Genomic DNA, 15,813 nt, shown 5'->3' on the forward strand with positions numbered 1-15,813 from the left:
GCTAGTTTAATAAGAACGTAAAATGGCTGTCAATATTGACAGCCATTTTTTACATACAAAATATTAACATTTTATTTTAATAGAGCTTTTATACAAAGAAATTAACTATTTTTCGAAGTTCTTTTGTTAATTTAGTACTAGTAGGACTAAGCCATCTTTTTGGAACAATTAGATGCTTGCAATTCTTACTATTTAAATAGCTGTAAATAATTTGAGCTTCGTCGATTTCATCGCGGCTTACATCTTTAGTAGATTGATTATTATTATGTTTGAAGTAATCAAGTGAATTTGAATATATTTGTTCAATCAACCGATCTAATGAATCGTCTTCAATTTCTACCAATTCACAATGCAATATTTGTGTTCGACAAATCAGAAAATACTTAAATTTGTTGTTTTCTAATTGTTCAATTGTAACAATATTATGATTTTGTTCAGTAAATTCGATTAGTTTTTCTTTATTAGTTAAAGACTTAACCGTTTCAATCCAATCCCTGTATTTTGCCGCAGCCTCAAAATCAAATTGTTCAGATGCTGATAACATAAGTCTTTCCATTTCCTCAAGCAGACTCAAGTCAGTACGATTAAGAAATCGAATAACTTTATCAATGATCATATTGTACTCTTCAAGCGCTGATCCACCTAGACAAATTCCATTACATGTCCCTAATGAATAATTTAAACATGCGCTATTCTTTACTGCCAGATGGCCACAATTAATTTTAAAGCATTCCTTGATGCCGGTAACTGCTCTTTCAACAGTACTTCTACTTGTAAAAGGACCAAATATTAATATATTTTCACTTTCAATAGGCTCGTAGCTAATTTCAAATGAAGGAACTTTTTTATTTAAGTTGATGACTAAGTAAATAAAAGATTGCGGACTTTTCATCATACGATTATACATTGGTTTAATTTCTTTAATTAAATGACACTCAAGCATTAAAGCATCGAATTCAGTATCAGTCAATAAATAGTCAAAATCCTTTAAATGGGTTACCAGTTTTTTCACTTTTGGTGAATGTCCCTTTGAATTTTGAAAATAAGATTGAACTCGTTTTTTTAAGCTTTTTGCCTTTCCGACATAAAGGATTTGACCTTTTGAATCTTTCATTAAATAAACGCCAGGGGATAAAGGCAGATTTTTTACTTTTTCTTGTAGATTTATAGTAGTTCATCCCTTTTCTTGTAAGTATAATCTCATTTTAACATGAGAAATGAATTAAAAGTCAGAACAATTATGTGGAATAACTTCAACAAAACTTTATATAAAAAACATAATTTAAAGTCTTTAATACACGCATAAAAGAACGACTACAAGCGTAAAAATTGACTACAGATGATTTAAAGGAGTAGTGATCTTGATGAAAACAATCTATACGACATCCTCTTTCTCCAATTGGATTCTAGCTTGTATTGTTAATGTATTAATCATTTGGTTATGCAGTTTATTTGCTCATTTAGTCAACTGGAAGTATGCTGACATGGGATTCTTTCTATACTTTGTCATTCTAGTATTCTATATTATTTGTTTAAAACTAAATGAAGGATTCCCAGCGCTTTTTCGGAAATTTGTACTCCGCAAAAAATTTGATTTAGTGAGAGTATCTGCTTATGAAGTAACTATTATTCTAGTAGCTATTTTTCACGTATTAAGAGCGATTGTGATTTATAAGGATGCTCTTAGTGCCGTATTTTGATTCAATCTCATTGAACTTCATTAAAAAATGAGGGAATCCTAACAGTCTTTAGGAGAACCCTCTTTTTTATTTTACTGGCAAGAAAGATTTGAAAAGCAATAAATAATGAGCAGTGAAAAATAAAGTCAGAGCTGCAAATAAGTCTTGGAGTATCGCAAATAAAAAGCCACTCTGTGCAAATAAAAGATGAAATACTGCAAATAAACGGAGAACTGCAAATAAAATCAAGGAATCGCAATTAAAATTGGCATAAGTGCAATTAAATTCAGAGAATCGCAATTAAAAATAGTAAAACTGCAATTAAATTTCAAAGAATCGCAAATTAACTTAATAATTACCCATACCAGTTGGGGTATTATGACTTGGGTATTGTAGATAGTAGATATTTTCTAGAGGTAAAATTGTAAATATATTCTTATTCTTATTGAATCAACTAAAAAATTGAGAAAATCTGCTTATTATATATTAAAAAGTTGACCATATTAACTTCGAATAAAAAAATACAGTTGAGATACCCCAACTACTAAAGATTAAATCAATCATGTAAATAATATGCTGCACTACTTTCTAATAAATTTTTAAATAAGGATCATAATTACTATATAATCTTAATAGGTGATGAAAATGTTTTTAAAAAAAATTACACTTTTGCGTGATGATATTAATTCCTTTAGCCAATATCCGTTTTCAATTCCTTCCATTAAATCTTTTGATGAATTGAACCTAAGAAGTAATGTAACCTTTTTTGTAGGTGAAAATGGTTCCGGAAAGTCTACATTATTGGAAGCAATTGCTGATAAATGTGATTTTAATACGGCGGGTGGGGGACGTAATAATAATTATGAAGTTTTTGCATCAGAGTCACAGCTTGGAAATTACATAAGACTTTCTTGGTTGCCGAAAATTTCGAATGGATTTTTCTTACGAGCGGAATCATTTTATTATTTTGCTACTTACTTAGATGAATTAGAGGATCCAGAAAATGAAAAATATGACAGCTATGGCGGACAGTCTCTCCATAATCAATCACATGGGGAATCGTTTTTGTCCCTGTTTTTAAATCGATTTAATGAAACGGCAATCTATTTGTTAGATGAGCCTGAAGTAGCATTGTCCCCAGCTAGGCAATTATCATTTTTAAAAATAATTCATGATTTAGTCGAAAATGAAAATTCACAGTTCATTATTGCTACGCATTCTCCAATTCTTCTTGGTTATCCAAATGCAGATATTCTAAGCTTTGATCATGGAGAAATTACTAGAATTGATTATGAAAATACGGATCATTATCAAATTACTAAATACTTTTTACAAAACAGAGAAAAGTTTTTAAGTGATTTGTTACGTGATGATGAGTGAAGATTAAAAAACTCAGTTCACCTATGTGAAACTGAGTTTTTTGTTATTCTTGCCCTACTAATTCATCAGGTAATCTAAATTGCCCATTCTTGTCAGAATTAAGATCAACAACTTTAAAAACAGCATCTAAATTTAATGGTCCATAAATATGAGGAAATAATTGCCCGAAGTTTTCAGTATCTTCATAGACGATTTTTGATTTTGTTTTTTCTTCATTAATACAAAGTATTTTTAAATCCGTTGCACCTTTAAAGAATAAGTTGGCGATTTCAACAGTTTGCTTGAGGGTAGAACAATGGATAAACCCCTCGTTGTTTAAACTATCAGGTGAATATTCACATAAATTATTTGTATTTTGCCAGTCTTTGTTTCCAATAATATGTAAAATCATTTTGGTTCTCCTTTAATCATTACTCAAAGTATAATTTAATTTTTCTTTTCATCTCTTCTTTATTTTCCGCAAATTGTTTATGTCGATGTCCATTCCCGCCAGATGTATGGGGAAATCCGTATAAAATTGAATCCGAGTTTAAATAATCATTTGTAGTTAGATAGGTTAATACTTTTGAAACATTAACTCCTAATGGGATAATTAGAGGGTGTTCTAGTCTTATGATTTCCGCCGCAAAGGTATTAACAATATACTTTTTAAGTAGATCAGTTCTTAAAATATTCGGGGTTGAACCATTATAGTTTTTCCCTTTATAAAAAACTGGGTATTTAATGACAGAAGTCGTTTGTACTAAATGACTTGCTGTACTAAAAAGTTCGCTAGTTGAATTTAATCCAAGATAATGATGTAATTCCAATTCATCTAACATAGCAATTAAATTTTTTCGCATCGGTCCTTCAAAGCTAGAATTCTTTTTAACTTCATGTAAAATTTCTTCGTCATCCATCTCCTTATCCTTAAGTCTGATCACAGTAGAATAAGATTGTTTCATTTGATGTAAGCCTGGTGTAATCCCAACTATGATGACTTTAGCTCGCTCATTAATGTACTCAAAAGGAGCATAATAAATTTCTAAATTTTTCTTTTCATCTTTATCTATTAGAAATTTTTCACTTTGTAATGTACTAGTTTCAAGTAAAGGAGATAAAGAAGTTATTAACTTTTTATATTTGGTAAATTTTGCATTCGCTAAGATTGCCATATTTTTCCTCCATCAAAACTATTTTTTGTTTATTTTAACGAAAGTCATCCATTAAATCCAACCATTTAGGATTAACCTTTCAAGTATAAAGTTGGACATTTTTGATAAAACTAATTAGCTGATAGTAAAGTGGAAATTTATGAAAGGCTGGAAGATTAAGTGGATTATTCTAATGAACAAAAGAAGCGTTTAAGTAAATTTAATTTACGTTCTTCCGTTCTTCATACTGAAGGGAATTTAATAGAAAACCTTAACATTATTCAGAGAATCTTTCCTACCTCTGATTTAGTAACAAAAGACTTGATAATTCGAGATAAGCAGACTGTGCTTTGCTATTTGTCTAGTATAGTCGATGAACAAAAAATATCTCAATTTATTAATACAATAAGTTCGAATACAGAAGAAATAGAATTATTCATAACGAATAATACAGTTCGTACTAATCAAATCTTAGAAATTGAAACAGCAATATTGGATGGTAAAAGTATTCTACTAGTAGAAAGCGATCCAGTCGCATTTGTTTATTCGACTGGAAAATTACCACAAAGAGCGTATACGCCTCCAAGTATTGATAATTCTTTAAGAGGTTCAAAAATATCCTTTGTTGAAACTGATCAAGCTAATATTGCTTTACTTCGTAGATTTATTAAAAGTCGAGATTTTCAAATTAAGCAAGTTGAAATCGGGAATGAGAATAAAAGTATAGTATCAATTGCGTATATCGATGGATTAGTAGATGAAGATTTACTATCTGGTGTAGAACAAAATATTTCAAAGATAAAACTTGATTCTGTTTTAAATGCAAACCATTTAGGGCAATTAATGGAAAAGAACCCATTTTCGCCTTTTCCTCAATATTTTACAACTGAAAGACCGGATGTTGCGGCTACGACATTACTTGAAGGAAAAGTAGTTTTAATCGTAGACCGATCCTCTGAAGTTATTATTTTACCGATTAATTTTGCAATATTTTTTAAAACGATTGATGATTATGCAGCAAGATCGATGGTGGCGTCATTTAATCGTATACTTAGAATAGTTGCATTTTTTTTAACAATCTTTTTACCAGGAATCTATATTGCAATTATTTCATTTAATTATGAGATCGTTCCTTTAAAATTACTTCTATCCATCGGGGAATCTAGGGCAAAGGTTCCATTTGATCCTTTATTTGAAGCCATTGTTATGGAGATAACTTTAGAAATGTTAAGAGAAGCAGCTATTAGACTTCCAGCTCCTATTAGTACAACAGTTGGCATTGTAGGTGGGATTGTAATCGGTCAAGCAGCTGTACAAGCAGGTATCGTTAGTAATATTATGGTAATCGTTGTAGCTTTAACTGCTATTTCATCATTTATTATTCCAAACTATGAAATGGCATCTAGTTTACGAGTCATTCGATTTCCAGTTATGATTATGGCTTCATTATTTGGTTTAATCGGTTTGATTGTTAGTACTATGGTTCTCATGATCCATGGATTGAGCTTATCTAGCTATAACAAACCTTATACATTACCATTTTCCCCAATCAATCGTGATGCATTTAAAGATACATTCATAAGAGTACCTTTAAACTATCTTTGGAAAAAACAAAATAAACGTAATGAAGAATGAATGTTAGAAGGGATTCTTTCATGGTTATTACGAAGTCAAAAATTACACAATTTCAATTTATTTTAATGATTTTTGGTATTCAAGTAGGGATTGGAATGTTGTCACTTCCAAGAGAACTGGCTCAAAAAGCAGGTACAAGTAGTTGGATTGCAATACTTTTTGGAGGGATGATTTCAACTGCTATTAGCATTTTATTTTTGAAATTAAGAGATAAGGCTCCTAATTTAAATTACGTAAGTTTTTTTACTTTTTATCTAGGAAAAATAATAGGACCAATTGTAGTCTTTTTACAAGCTATCTATTTCCTTTATGCTGGGTATCTTGTATTATGTAGAGCCATCTTATATATTCAATCCTACATTCTTCAAGAAACAAAAGTGTATGTTTTATTGGTGTTATTTCTTTTTCCAACTTACCAGCTTTTAAGAGGTGGAATTCATTTAATTGCGAAATATATAGAAGCAATTTTTCCAATTGCTTTTTTTACTTTATTCATGCTACTTTTCACGCTTAAAGATGCCGATCTAAATTTTATTTTACCAATTATAAAGAATGGCTGGATGCCGATTTTTAAGACAATTCCATTAACGACAACTTCATTTCTAGGCATTGAGTTAATTCTAGTTTTTTATCCTTATTTAAAGTCGAAGGAAAAGGCAATAAAAGGCGTTATTATTGGAAATGCATTAACAACTTTTACATATATTTTTGTAACAATCATTTGTTTTGTTATTTATAGTCCTTATGAAATTAAAATGACGTTTGAGCCTGTAATCGATATTTTAAGTATAATGGAATTCCAATATGTTGAGAGATTAGATTTCATTTTATTCTCATTATTTTTAATGATTATATCGAAAACATGGGTTACGTATATTTGGGCCGGCATGAATGGATTATCAGAGGTATTTAAATTTAAACTAAAACCATTTATCATTATAATTCTTTTTATCGTAATTCTCATACTTACGTTTATTCAAGTACCGACGTTTACAAATACGTCTATTCATTTACATTATATAATGATTTTTGGATCATTCATTATAATCGGTATTCCAATCCTCTTATTGGTCGGCGGTTTAATAAAAAATAGGTTAAGTAAGGTGAAAATCAATTGAAATATTTTCAAGTATGTTTGCTTAGTATTTTTTTAGTAATCGGCGTTTCAGGTTGCAGAGGGAAAATTAATATAGAAGACGTCACATTATCGATGATTTTAGGAATCGATGTAAACGATGAAAATAAAGTAGAAGTATATATGGCAAGCCCGGTCTTTAGTGAAGAAACAAAAGAGAAAACTGAACATTTTAGTGTACAAACCCTTTCTATTAAGGAATCAAGAAATTATTTTGATACTCGAGCTAATGGTGTTACTGGTGGTGGTAAAATTCAAGCAATCTTAATAGGATCAAAGGTTCTTGAACATAAAAATTGGTTTTCAATAATGGATATGTTTTATCGAGATCCAAAGTTTCGATTAAATGCCGATCTTATTTTTGTAGATGGTTCACTTTCCGATGTTTTCAATTTAAAACCAAAGGATAAACCAGAGTTGCCAATCTATATTCCTCAATTATTACAAACTGCTGATTTTCGAAATGTTGCTTTCAGAACGTCTATACGAATGTTTCATCAAATGTATTATGAGAAGGGAATAACACCTTTTGCACCTGAACTAACAGTACAAGGTGATCATTTAGTAGTCAATGGAACGACATTATTAACAAATAATAATATGTATAATCGAACCTTATCAATGAATGAAACACAAATGCTAAAAATTTTAAAAGATCATTTAGAAGGGCAATTAGTTATTGCATTGGATCTTAAAAAATATAAAAGAGATCAAGATGATGTTTTTACTGAAGAAGAAACTAGTTTTTATATTAAAGATGTAAAGAGGAAAATAGATAAAAAATATTCAAATGGACGATATAGTTTTAATGTAAATTTGACAATGCCGATTATGATTACAGAATCCCCAATAGGATTGACGAACGCAACAGAAAAAGTTTTAAAAAATGCAATACAAAAAAAATTAGAAAAACAATTAAATGATTTAGTCCAATCATTTCAAAAAAATAAAGTTGATCCAGTCGGATTTGGCATTCTTGCTCATTCATTTCAATATTCTGATTGGGAAAAAAATGAGAATCATTGGCTTGAGACATACCAGAAATCGAATATAAAAGTAAAAGTTAAAATTATTGTTATAGATAAAGGAATAACGATGTAAACTTAGAAAACCCACCAAAAATATTGGTGGGTTTTAAGTTTATGCGGCTGCTTTTTCGAGATCTAAAGCTTTTCTTTGTTTACGATCATGTAATAAATAGTAAATGACAGTCGTTGATAATACAGCAATTGCCGTTATTACGTACATAATATGGAAAGATGTTTTCGCAGATATAATTCCAAGAACGTAAGAGCCAATCCCCATACCGGTGTCAAAAAACATAAAAAATGTCGCTGTTGCCATTCCCTTTTTAGCAGGGGCAGCAGTGTTAATCGCTAATGTTTGGAAACTAGGTAAGATTGAACCATAGCCTAGACCGATTAATGCAGCAGAAAATAAAAAGATTGTTGGTACAGTTGAAAAACTCAAGACAACTAGGCCAATCGTAAATAAGATGATCCCAGGATAAACAATTATGTTTGCTCCTTTACGATCAAATAGTTTACCAGTGAAAGGTCTTGAACCTAAAATGAAAACTGCATAAACGATAAAAAAGAAACTAGCAACATCTACAAAACCTAAATTCTTTGCGTATAATGTGATAAATGAAATGATACCACTGTAACCAAAAGAGATAACTGCTGAAGTAATTGAGATTGGTAATGCTGAACGCTCAATTAATTGTGATGGTTTAATTCGAGTTTTTGCTTTTAATGTTTGTTTAGGAATCGCAATGAATAGACCGAAAATAAGTGATAGAATTGCGAAGAAGCCACAAACAAAAAACAAAATATGGAAGGTGAAATGACTCATTAAATTAATACCAAGATAAGGACCAAAAACCATTGCAAGGATCATGGATGAACTATAATAACTCATCCCTTCGCCCCTACGTGTTACGGGAACTATTTCAGCAACAATCGTACCAGTTGCGGTTGTTCCTAGACCAAAAGCAATCCCTTGTGCAAAACGCAATAATAGTAATAATGCAAAATTATTTATAAAAGGATAAAAAAATGTTGTCAATGTAAAGAAAACTAATGAAATGATTAGTATTTTTCTGCGACCAATTGTATCAAGCCAGATGCCTGCAAAAGGACGAATTGCAACTGAGGCGATTAAAAACGATGTTACTACTAGGCCAACTTTACTATCTTCTTGACCTAAATTATCAATCACAAAAATCGGCAATGTCGCCATCAACGTATAAAATACTAAAAACACAAAAAATCCACTTAAGCTAACACTTAGAAAATCCTTTGTCCATAAACGCTCGTTTTTCAAACTTATTCCCCCTGTTTAGTAACCTCCGACGCTTTCATATTGTTCATCATTTTTTGAAAAACTTGAAGTGCAATATCAAGCTCTTCATCGGGTATATCTTTAATAACATCATTCTCAAATGAGATGATTTGTTCTTTCCAACTATCAAATTGATTTACAGCTTTATCAGTTAGATGAATCATTTTTTCTCTTTTATCCGTTCCTTCTTTGCGAACAATTAAATCTAAAGTTTCCATTCTACGTAGTGTACGTGTCAGTGTAGGTGGCTCAATGTTCAAATTCGAACAAATTGTTCGTTGAGTACATGGTCCATGTAAATGGATATAGTGAATAACAGACCATTGTGCCAAATATAATCCAGTAGGAACGAGATGCTCATTAAATGATTTCGAAAACTGACGTGTAGTTTGATTTAATAAAAAAAAGAAAGGCTGCTTTTTGCGCATAAAAAAGTCTCCTTGGTAAATTAGTTAGCTAGCTAATTAAAATAGTTGTCTAGCTAATTATATTTGAACAAATTGTGAATGTCCAGTGTATGAACTTATTTAGTATAAATTGAGCATAAGAGCAAATATTAAATGTAGAAAAATTTTACAAAACAGTTAGGACGGTATTCGAGATGGCAGGAGCAATACATGTAACAAACGGTAAATCTCACAAAATGAAGATTGTGCAAAGAACAATCGCAATGCTAGTAGGTGCTTTACTTGTAGCGACTGGTCTTGAAATTTTTTTAGTTCCAAATGATGTTATTGATGGTGGAATAACAGGTATTTCAATTATGTTTTCCCATCTTACAGGACTTCCACTTGGGGTATTTCTATTTGTATTAAACCTACCTTTTTTTTATTTGGGGTATAAACAAATTGGGAAAACATTTGCCATTTCCACCATTCTTGGTATCACTGTTCTTTCTTATTTAACAAGTAGGTTTCACCATATCTCTGCTTTTACGGAAGATATTCTACTTGCAACAATTTTTGGAGGAATGGTCGTAGGTGTCGGAGTAGGATTAGCCATTCGATTTGGTGGTGCACTAGACGGGATTGAGATTCTGGCGATCATTATTAATAGCAAGATTCCTTTTTCCGTTGGTGAAATCATTATGGTTTTCAACCTATTTATTTTGGGGGCTGCTGGATTCATCTTTTCTTGGGATCGAGCAATGTACTCAATTATTGCATATTTAGTCGCATTTAAAACAATTGATATCGTAGTTGAAGGATTAGAACAATCAAAATCAGCATGGATCATTAGTGACAAAAGTGATGATATTGGAGAAGCGATTCTTTTTAGAATGGGCCGTGGTGTTACATATATAAATGGAACCGGAGCATACTCAGGTGAAACTACAAAGGTTATCTATTGTGTTATCACTCGATTAGAAGAAGCGGAATTAAAAACAATTGTCGATGACATTGACCCAACTGCCTTTTTAGCAATTTCAGATATTGCAGAAGTACGTGGTGGAAGATTTAAAAAGAAAAATGTACATTAGGATTGGTCAACAAAAGCATTTAAATATGGAGGAAGGTTCAGAATTGGTGGACCTTCTTTCCTTTTATTCTCTTGCTATTTGCTGTATTATTTAATTGATAACTGAAAATTTAGAAAACTGTCTTTTTATAGATAAATTTATAATTTGATAGATTAGAAGGCTTAAAGGAGGGAGAAGTTGAATGGAGAAGTTCGATGTGATTGTTGTTGGAGCAGGATTGGCTGGATTAGTTGCAACTGCTGAGATGGCTGATGCTGGGAAAAGTGTATTGTTATTAGACCAGGAACCGAAAGCATCAATAGGTGGTCAGGCTTGGTGGTCATTTGGTGGGTTATTTTTAGTAGATTCTCCTGAGCAACGTAGGTTAGGAATTAAGGATTCGAGAGAATTAGCTTGGCAGGATTGGCTTGGAACAGCAGGATTTGATCGAGAAGATGATGAGGACTATTGGGGAAAGAAATGGGCAGAGGCATATGTTGAGTTTGCATCAGGTGAGAAGAGGCAATGGCTTTATGACATGGGGGTGAGATTTTTTCCAATCGTCGGTTGGGCTGAACGTGGGGGATATCTTGCAGAAGGACATGGGAATTCAGTGCCCCGATTTCACGTAGTATGGGGTACAGGTCCTGGAATTGTTGCTCCTTTCGAACGAAGAGTTCGCGAGCATATGAAAAAAGGTTTAGTAGAATTCAGATCCCGACATCGTGTAGATCAACTACTAACACAAGATGGAGCTGTAGTAGGAGTTAGTGGTTCTTTATTAGAACCAAGTAAATCAGAGCGAGGAGAAGATAGCTCTCGTGAAGTAATTGGTGACTTTCAATATGGGGCAAAGGCCGTTTTAGTATCAAGTGGCGGTATTGGAGCGAACTTTGATTTAATTCGCCAAAATTGGCCAAGTCGATTAGGTACCCCGCCGAGAAGGATGATATCTGGTGTACCAGCACATGTTGATGGTCGAATGCTTGCCATTACTGAAAATGCTGGTGGTCGAATTGTTAATCGTGATCGAATGTGGCACTATACTGAAGGCATAAAAAATTGGAATCCGGTATGGAGCAATCATGGAATCCGTATTCTTCCTGGACCATCATCAATTTGGCTAGATGCACGTGGACAGCGCTTTCCGGCACCAAATTTTCCTGGTTTTGATACTTTAGGTACTTTACAAACCATTCAACAAACTGGTTATGATTACTCCTGGTTTATTTTAACGAAAAAAATTATTCAAAAAGAGTTTGCACTTTCAGGTTCGGAACAAAATCCTGATTTAACTGGAAAAAGTATAAAACAAGTGATGAAAAGGGCAACTTCAGGAATACCAGCACCTGTAAAAGCTTTTATGGAAAAAGGAGAGGACTTTGTCGTTGCAGACACGTTAGAAGAGCTTGTTGAAGGCATGAATGAGATAACCGGGGAAAATTTACTAAACTATGATGAAATCGAACGCCAACTGATTGCACGTGATCGTGAAATGGATAATAAATTTACGAAAGACTTACAAATCACTGCCTTAAGGGGAGCGCGAAATTATATTGGTGATAAATTAATTCGTGTTGCAACTCCTCATAAAATTTTAGACCCAAAAAACGGTCCATTAATTGCTGTTCGTTTAAATATTGTTAGTCGTAAAACACTTGGTGGACTTCAAACAAATTTAGATGGTAATGTATTAAATTCTTTAGGCGATCCAATTCGAGGACTATATGCAGCAGGTGAAGTTGCTGGATTCGGCGGCGGCGGTGTACACGGTTATCGCGCGATGGAAGGAACATTTTTAGGCGGTTGTTTATTTTCCGGTAGACAAGCAGGGAGAGCGATTAGTAGAGAATTAGAATAAAATCGAACTCACCAAACACATGCGTTTGATCGACAAACTAGTCGATCTTATTTTTTTCTTTTGTTGATTTAAACCATAGTTTAAGTCGTATGATATTCATGTCGACTATGAAAGAAATGTTTTTGGGGTCTTCCAATGAAATATTGTTCAATTAGAGTATTAAGCAATATATTGATTGGGTCGTAGAAGGAGACAAAACGGTTGAACTCCGATTTGAAATGATGAGGAATCATAAACAGGCAGTATTAAAAGAAATTTCGTTAATGACAAATTCGTTAGAGGGGATTGATTTAAAAATTAATCGTTATACAAATCAATCGGATTTTTAAAAAGTTTAATATATCAAATGAAAAATAAATAGAAATGAGGAATTAAAATGAAACTTACGGGAAATACAATCCTTATTACAGGTGGAAGTACAGGGATCGGATTAGCTTTCGCAGAACGCTTTATTAAATATGGAAATAAAGTTATAGTGACTGGACGACGTGAAAATGTACTTGAAAATGCTAAAGAAAAATTTCCAGATCTTATTACACATGTGAGTGACTTGAGCTCTGAATCAGAACGTGTATCATTGTTTGAGTGGATAACGAAGAACTATCCAGAAGTGAATGTACTAGTAAACAATGCAGGGATTCAACAACGTTTTAATATCTTAAAATCAGATGCCAAGAACGATTGGAAATATTTTAATAATGAAATCATAACTAATATTGAAGCACCAATCCATTTGTCTATGCTATTTGCTCCATATTTTGCTACAAAAGAAGCCGCAACAATTATTAATGTTTCATCGGGATTAGCTTTTACTCCGTTGGTCATTGCGCCAATCTATTCAGCAACAAAAGCTGCAATTCATTCTTTTACAATAAGTTTACGTCACCAACTTTCCGATTCAACTGTGGAAGTAATTGAAGTTGCACCTCCGGCAGTTAATACTGATTTAGGTGGAGCAGGATTGCATACTCACGGTGAACCTTTAGATGAATTCGCAGATGGGATTTTCATGGGATTAAAAGAAGGGAAACAAGAAATCGGATATGGAACTTCAGTTGAACGACTTCGTATGTCGCGAGATCAAGTCGATGAACATGTTACAAATATGTACAATATGTTGAAAAACACAATTCAGTAACCATTTGTTGCTTTGTATTGGTTTTACATTATTTCCTAATTCCAAACAACTGTATAGCCTGTTCTATGATAGGGTACGAATAAAAAGGGTACTAAAAAACTGAACAAGCTATTGTTATTGGAAAAGGAGTGGGTGTGTAATGGATAAAATGAAGAATACAGGCAGTCCCGACACACATGCTGGTATGGCACAAAAAACAGTTGGGCAGTTTTTGTTTGATTGCTTGAAGCAAGAGGGGATTACTGAAATTTTCGGCGTCGCAGGAGACTATAATTTTTCACTACTTGATACGTTGGAGCGATATAACGGAATCCAGTTTAGAGAAGGACGAAACGAACTAAACGCAGGTTACGCTTCAGATGGCTATGCAAGAATCAAAGGGATTTCTGCTCTTATTACAACGTTTGGTGTTGGGGAGTTGAATGCATGCAATCCGATAGCTGGAGCCTATAGTGAACACGTTCCGATAATCCACATTGTTGGTTCGCCAAAAGAAAAAGATCAAAAAGAGCACAAGCTGATGCACCACACTCTAATGGATGGGAATTTTAATGTATTTCACAATATGTATAAACAGATAACGGCTTATAGTGCGGTACTCACACCTGAAAATGCCATGATTGAAATTCCTGCTGCTATTCGTATTGCAAAAGAAAAGAAACAGCCTGTTTACCTTGTTGTGGCGGATGATTTAGTCGAACAGCCGATTATGAACCGGATAGAGCCAACTCCACCACTAAAAACGTCAAACTTAAAATCTCTTCAGGCTGCGGCAGATCATGTCCGTCAATTACTAGAAAGCGCAAAGCGGCCAGTAATCCTAGTGGATGTAAAATCCATACGTTTTGGCCTTCAGGCTGTAGTTCAGCAGCTAGCAGACGCAATCAATATACCTGTTGCGTCCATGATGTTCTGTAAAGGGGCATTTGATGAAACCCATCCAAATTATATTGGGATGTACTTAGGCTCGTTTGGATGTTCTGAAGTTCAAAGTACGGTAGAAAATGCAGACTGTATCATTGCGATTGGCTTGGTACCCGCGGACACCAACACAGGGAATTTTACCGCAAAACTGAATTCAATGGTGACCATTAATATCCAATCGGACCTAGTGAAGATTGCTGAGGCGGTCTATCCGAACGTTCTTGCTAATGACATGCTTCAAGCAGTACAAAATGTGGGTTATAAGGGTCAAGGAATGCTCAAGAAAGTGTCATTTCCATACGATCAATACAATTTAAAGAACGATGAACCACTTACGGCAGCTGGCTATTATCCACTTTTTCAACGTATGCTGAAACAGGACGACATTATGATTGTTGAGATTGGTACACTCTTCAATGGCATGGCGGAGGTGAGACTGCCTAGTAATATTACATATATTGGACAAGGAGGTTGGGGCTCCATCGGATATTCAACCCCCTCGACGTTTGGTGCCTGTATTGCAGCCCCAGAACGTCGAGTGTTGCTGTTTACAGGTGATGGCTCACTGCAGCTAACTGTACAAGAAATCAGCTCTATGCTCTACTATGGCTGTAAACCGATAATTTTCATCTTAAACAATGACGGTTATACGATCGAAAAATACTTAAATGTCAAAACCAAAAATCAAACATACAACAAAATCCCTAGGTGGTCTTACACTAAGCTAGCTGAAGCTTTTGGAGGCAATGCGTTTACTGCTATTGTCAGTACCAATGGAGAGCTTGAACAGGCAATAAACCAAGCTGAAATTGAATGTTCCGAAAGACTCTGTATTATTGAAATGATTGTAAAAGACCCATTGGATGCACCAGAAAATATGAAAAAGATGTACAAGTATTTGGAGAAACAGGCAATGCAACGCAGTCAAAAATAGTCAGTATAAACAAAAAAAGTTGGAATCAATGATCCCAACTTTTTTTGATGTTCATCGCTCTATAATTTGTTCAATAAACCGAGTGATGAAAACTTTGATCTAATTCCTTATAGCTGGCTTGAAATTTAGTTTGATTTTTTCTCTTGACTTGAAATCCATTTCATAAATTAGATTGAAAGTAAGCTTATTTTC

The 15,813-nt window shown here is 33.4% G+C and carries 14 protein-coding genes; 9 read left to right on the forward strand and 5 right to left on the reverse strand.

The features are described from left to right. Window positions 1-88: 88 nt before the first annotated feature. Window positions 89-1,168 carry a GIY-YIG nuclease family protein gene (locus COI44_RS03200; protein ID WP_179887007.1) on the reverse strand — a complete coding sequence of 360 codons (1,080 nt, stop codon included), beginning with the start codon at window positions 1,166-1,168 and terminating at the stop codon, window positions 89-91. A 193-nt stretch (window positions 1,169-1,361) separates the two neighbouring features. On the opposite strand from COI44_RS03200, the gene COI44_RS03205 reads away from it, so the two are divergent. Both COI44_RS03205 and COI44_RS03210 read left to right on the forward strand, forming a co-directional pair. After that, entirely contained in the window at window positions 1,362-1,700 is a 339-nt protein-coding gene (locus COI44_RS03205) for a hypothetical protein (RefSeq protein WP_142329214.1), read from the forward strand. A 624-nt stretch (window positions 1,701-2,324) separates the two neighbouring features. Beyond that, window positions 2,325-3,059 (forward strand): AAA family ATPase, encoded by a 735-nt coding sequence (locus COI44_RS03210; protein WP_098426634.1) that lies wholly within the window; start codon window positions 2,325-2,327, stop codon window positions 3,057-3,059. Window positions 3,060-3,102: 43 nt separating this feature from the next. On the opposite strand, the gene COI44_RS03215 is transcribed toward COI44_RS03210, so the two are convergent. Together COI44_RS03215 and COI44_RS03220 are read right to left on the reverse strand one after the other, a co-directional pair. Further along, a complete protein-coding gene (locus COI44_RS03215; RefSeq protein ID WP_098426635.1) occupies window positions 3,103-3,450 on the reverse strand; it encodes a DUF952 domain-containing protein in 348 nt (115 codons plus the stop codon). A 19-nt stretch (window positions 3,451-3,469) separates the two neighbouring features. Continuing rightward, entirely contained in the window at window positions 3,470-4,213 is a 744-nt protein-coding gene (locus tag COI44_RS03220) for a hypothetical protein (protein WP_098426636.1), read from the reverse strand. A 159-nt stretch (window positions 4,214-4,372) separates the two neighbouring features. Here COI44_RS03220 and COI44_RS03225 point away from each other — a divergent pair, with 159 nt between their 5' ends. The 3 genes from COI44_RS03225 to COI44_RS03235 are packed head-to-tail and all read left to right on the forward strand — an operon-like array spanning window position 4,373 to window position 8,063. After that, window positions 4,373-5,827, forward strand: coding sequence for a spore germination protein (locus COI44_RS03225; protein ID WP_098426637.1), 1,455 nt, complete (start codon window positions 4,373-4,375; stop codon window positions 5,825-5,827). 20 nt (window positions 5,828-5,847) lie between these two features. Further along, window positions 5,848-6,945 (forward strand): GerAB/ArcD/ProY family transporter, encoded by a 1,098-nt coding sequence (locus COI44_RS03230; protein ID WP_179886993.1) that lies wholly within the window; start codon window positions 5,848-5,850, stop codon window positions 6,943-6,945. Beyond that, window positions 6,942-8,063, forward strand: a complete 1,122-nt coding sequence (locus COI44_RS03235; protein ID WP_098426639.1) for a Ger(x)C family spore germination protein — start codon at window positions 6,942-6,944, stop codon at window positions 8,061-8,063. Before COI44_RS03230 ends, COI44_RS03235 begins: the two co-directional genes overlap by 4 nt. Before the next feature lie 39 nt (window positions 8,064-8,102). Here the strand turns inward: COI44_RS03235 and COI44_RS03240 are convergent, their stop codons facing one another. Together COI44_RS03240 and COI44_RS03245 are read right to left on the reverse strand one after the other, a co-directional pair. Next, on the reverse strand, window positions 8,103-9,287 hold the full coding sequence (locus COI44_RS03240; RefSeq protein ID WP_098426640.1) for an MFS transporter: 1,185 nt from the start codon (window positions 9,285-9,287) through the stop codon (window positions 8,103-8,105). Window positions 9,288-9,289: 2 nt separating this feature from the next. After that, on the reverse strand, window positions 9,290-9,733 hold the full coding sequence (locus tag COI44_RS03245) for a MarR family winged helix-turn-helix transcriptional regulator (RefSeq protein WP_097978114.1): 444 nt from the start codon (window positions 9,731-9,733) through the stop codon (window positions 9,290-9,292). 173 nt (window positions 9,734-9,906) lie between these two features. Between COI44_RS03245 and COI44_RS03250 the strand changes: the two genes are divergently transcribed. The 4 genes from COI44_RS03250 to COI44_RS03265 all read left to right on the forward strand — a co-directional run bounded on the left by COI44_RS03250 (window position 9,907) and on the right by COI44_RS03265 (window position 15,621). Beyond that, complete coding sequence (locus COI44_RS03250) at window positions 9,907-10,785, forward strand: YitT family protein (RefSeq protein ID WP_098426641.1); 879 nt, start codon at window positions 9,907-9,909, stop codon at window positions 10,783-10,785. A 181-nt stretch (window positions 10,786-10,966) separates the two neighbouring features. Then, the gene (locus tag COI44_RS03255) at window positions 10,967-12,625 is read left to right on the forward strand and encodes an FAD-binding dehydrogenase (RefSeq protein WP_098426642.1); all 1,659 of its coding nucleotides are present in this window, start codon (window positions 10,967-10,969) and stop codon (window positions 12,623-12,625) included. A 376-nt stretch (window positions 12,626-13,001) separates the two neighbouring features. After that, window positions 13,002-13,763, forward strand: a complete 762-nt coding sequence (locus COI44_RS03260) for an SDR family oxidoreductase (RefSeq protein ID WP_098426643.1) — start codon at window positions 13,002-13,004, stop codon at window positions 13,761-13,763. Window positions 13,764-13,902: 139 nt separating this feature from the next. Next, entirely contained in the window at window positions 13,903-15,621 is a 1,719-nt protein-coding gene (locus tag COI44_RS03265) for an alpha-keto acid decarboxylase family protein (RefSeq protein ID WP_098426644.1), read from the forward strand. Window positions 15,622-15,813: the final 192 nt, after the last annotated feature.

This window comes from Bacillus sp. AFS088145, assembly GCF_002564465.1.
Lineage (GTDB): Bacteria > Bacillota > Bacilli > Bacillales > Bacillaceae_G > Gottfriedia.

Bases quoted from the DNA above. Each gene is read 5' to 3' on its own strand.
- COI44_RS03215 (WP_098426635.1), bottom strand. From the start codon at position 3,450: ATGATTTTACATATTATTGGAAACAAAGACTGGCAAAATACAAATAAT.
- COI44_RS03255 (WP_098426642.1), top strand. From the start codon at position 10,967: ATGGAGAAGTTCGATGTGATTGTTGTTGGAGCAGGATTGGCTGGATTA.
- COI44_RS03265 (WP_098426644.1), top strand. From the start codon at position 13,903: ATGGATAAAATGAAGAATACAGGCAGTCCCGACACACATGCTGGTATG.
- COI44_RS03245 (WP_097978114.1), bottom strand. From the start codon at position 9,733: ATGCGCAAAAAGCAGCCTTTCTTTTTTTTATTAAATCAAACTACACGT.
- COI44_RS03210 (WP_098426634.1), top strand. From the start codon at position 2,325: ATGTTTTTAAAAAAAATTACACTTTTGCGTGATGATATTAATTCCTTT.
- COI44_RS03230 (WP_179886993.1), top strand. From the start codon at position 5,848: ATGGTTATTACGAAGTCAAAAATTACACAATTTCAATTTATTTTAATG.
- COI44_RS03250 (WP_098426641.1), top strand. From the start codon at position 9,907: ATGGCAGGAGCAATACATGTAACAAACGGTAAATCTCACAAAATGAAG.
- COI44_RS03260 (WP_098426643.1), top strand. From the start codon at position 13,002: ATGAAACTTACGGGAAATACAATCCTTATTACAGGTGGAAGTACAGGG.
- COI44_RS03220 (WP_098426636.1), bottom strand. From the start codon at position 4,213: ATGGCAATCTTAGCGAATGCAAAATTTACCAAATATAAAAAGTTAATA.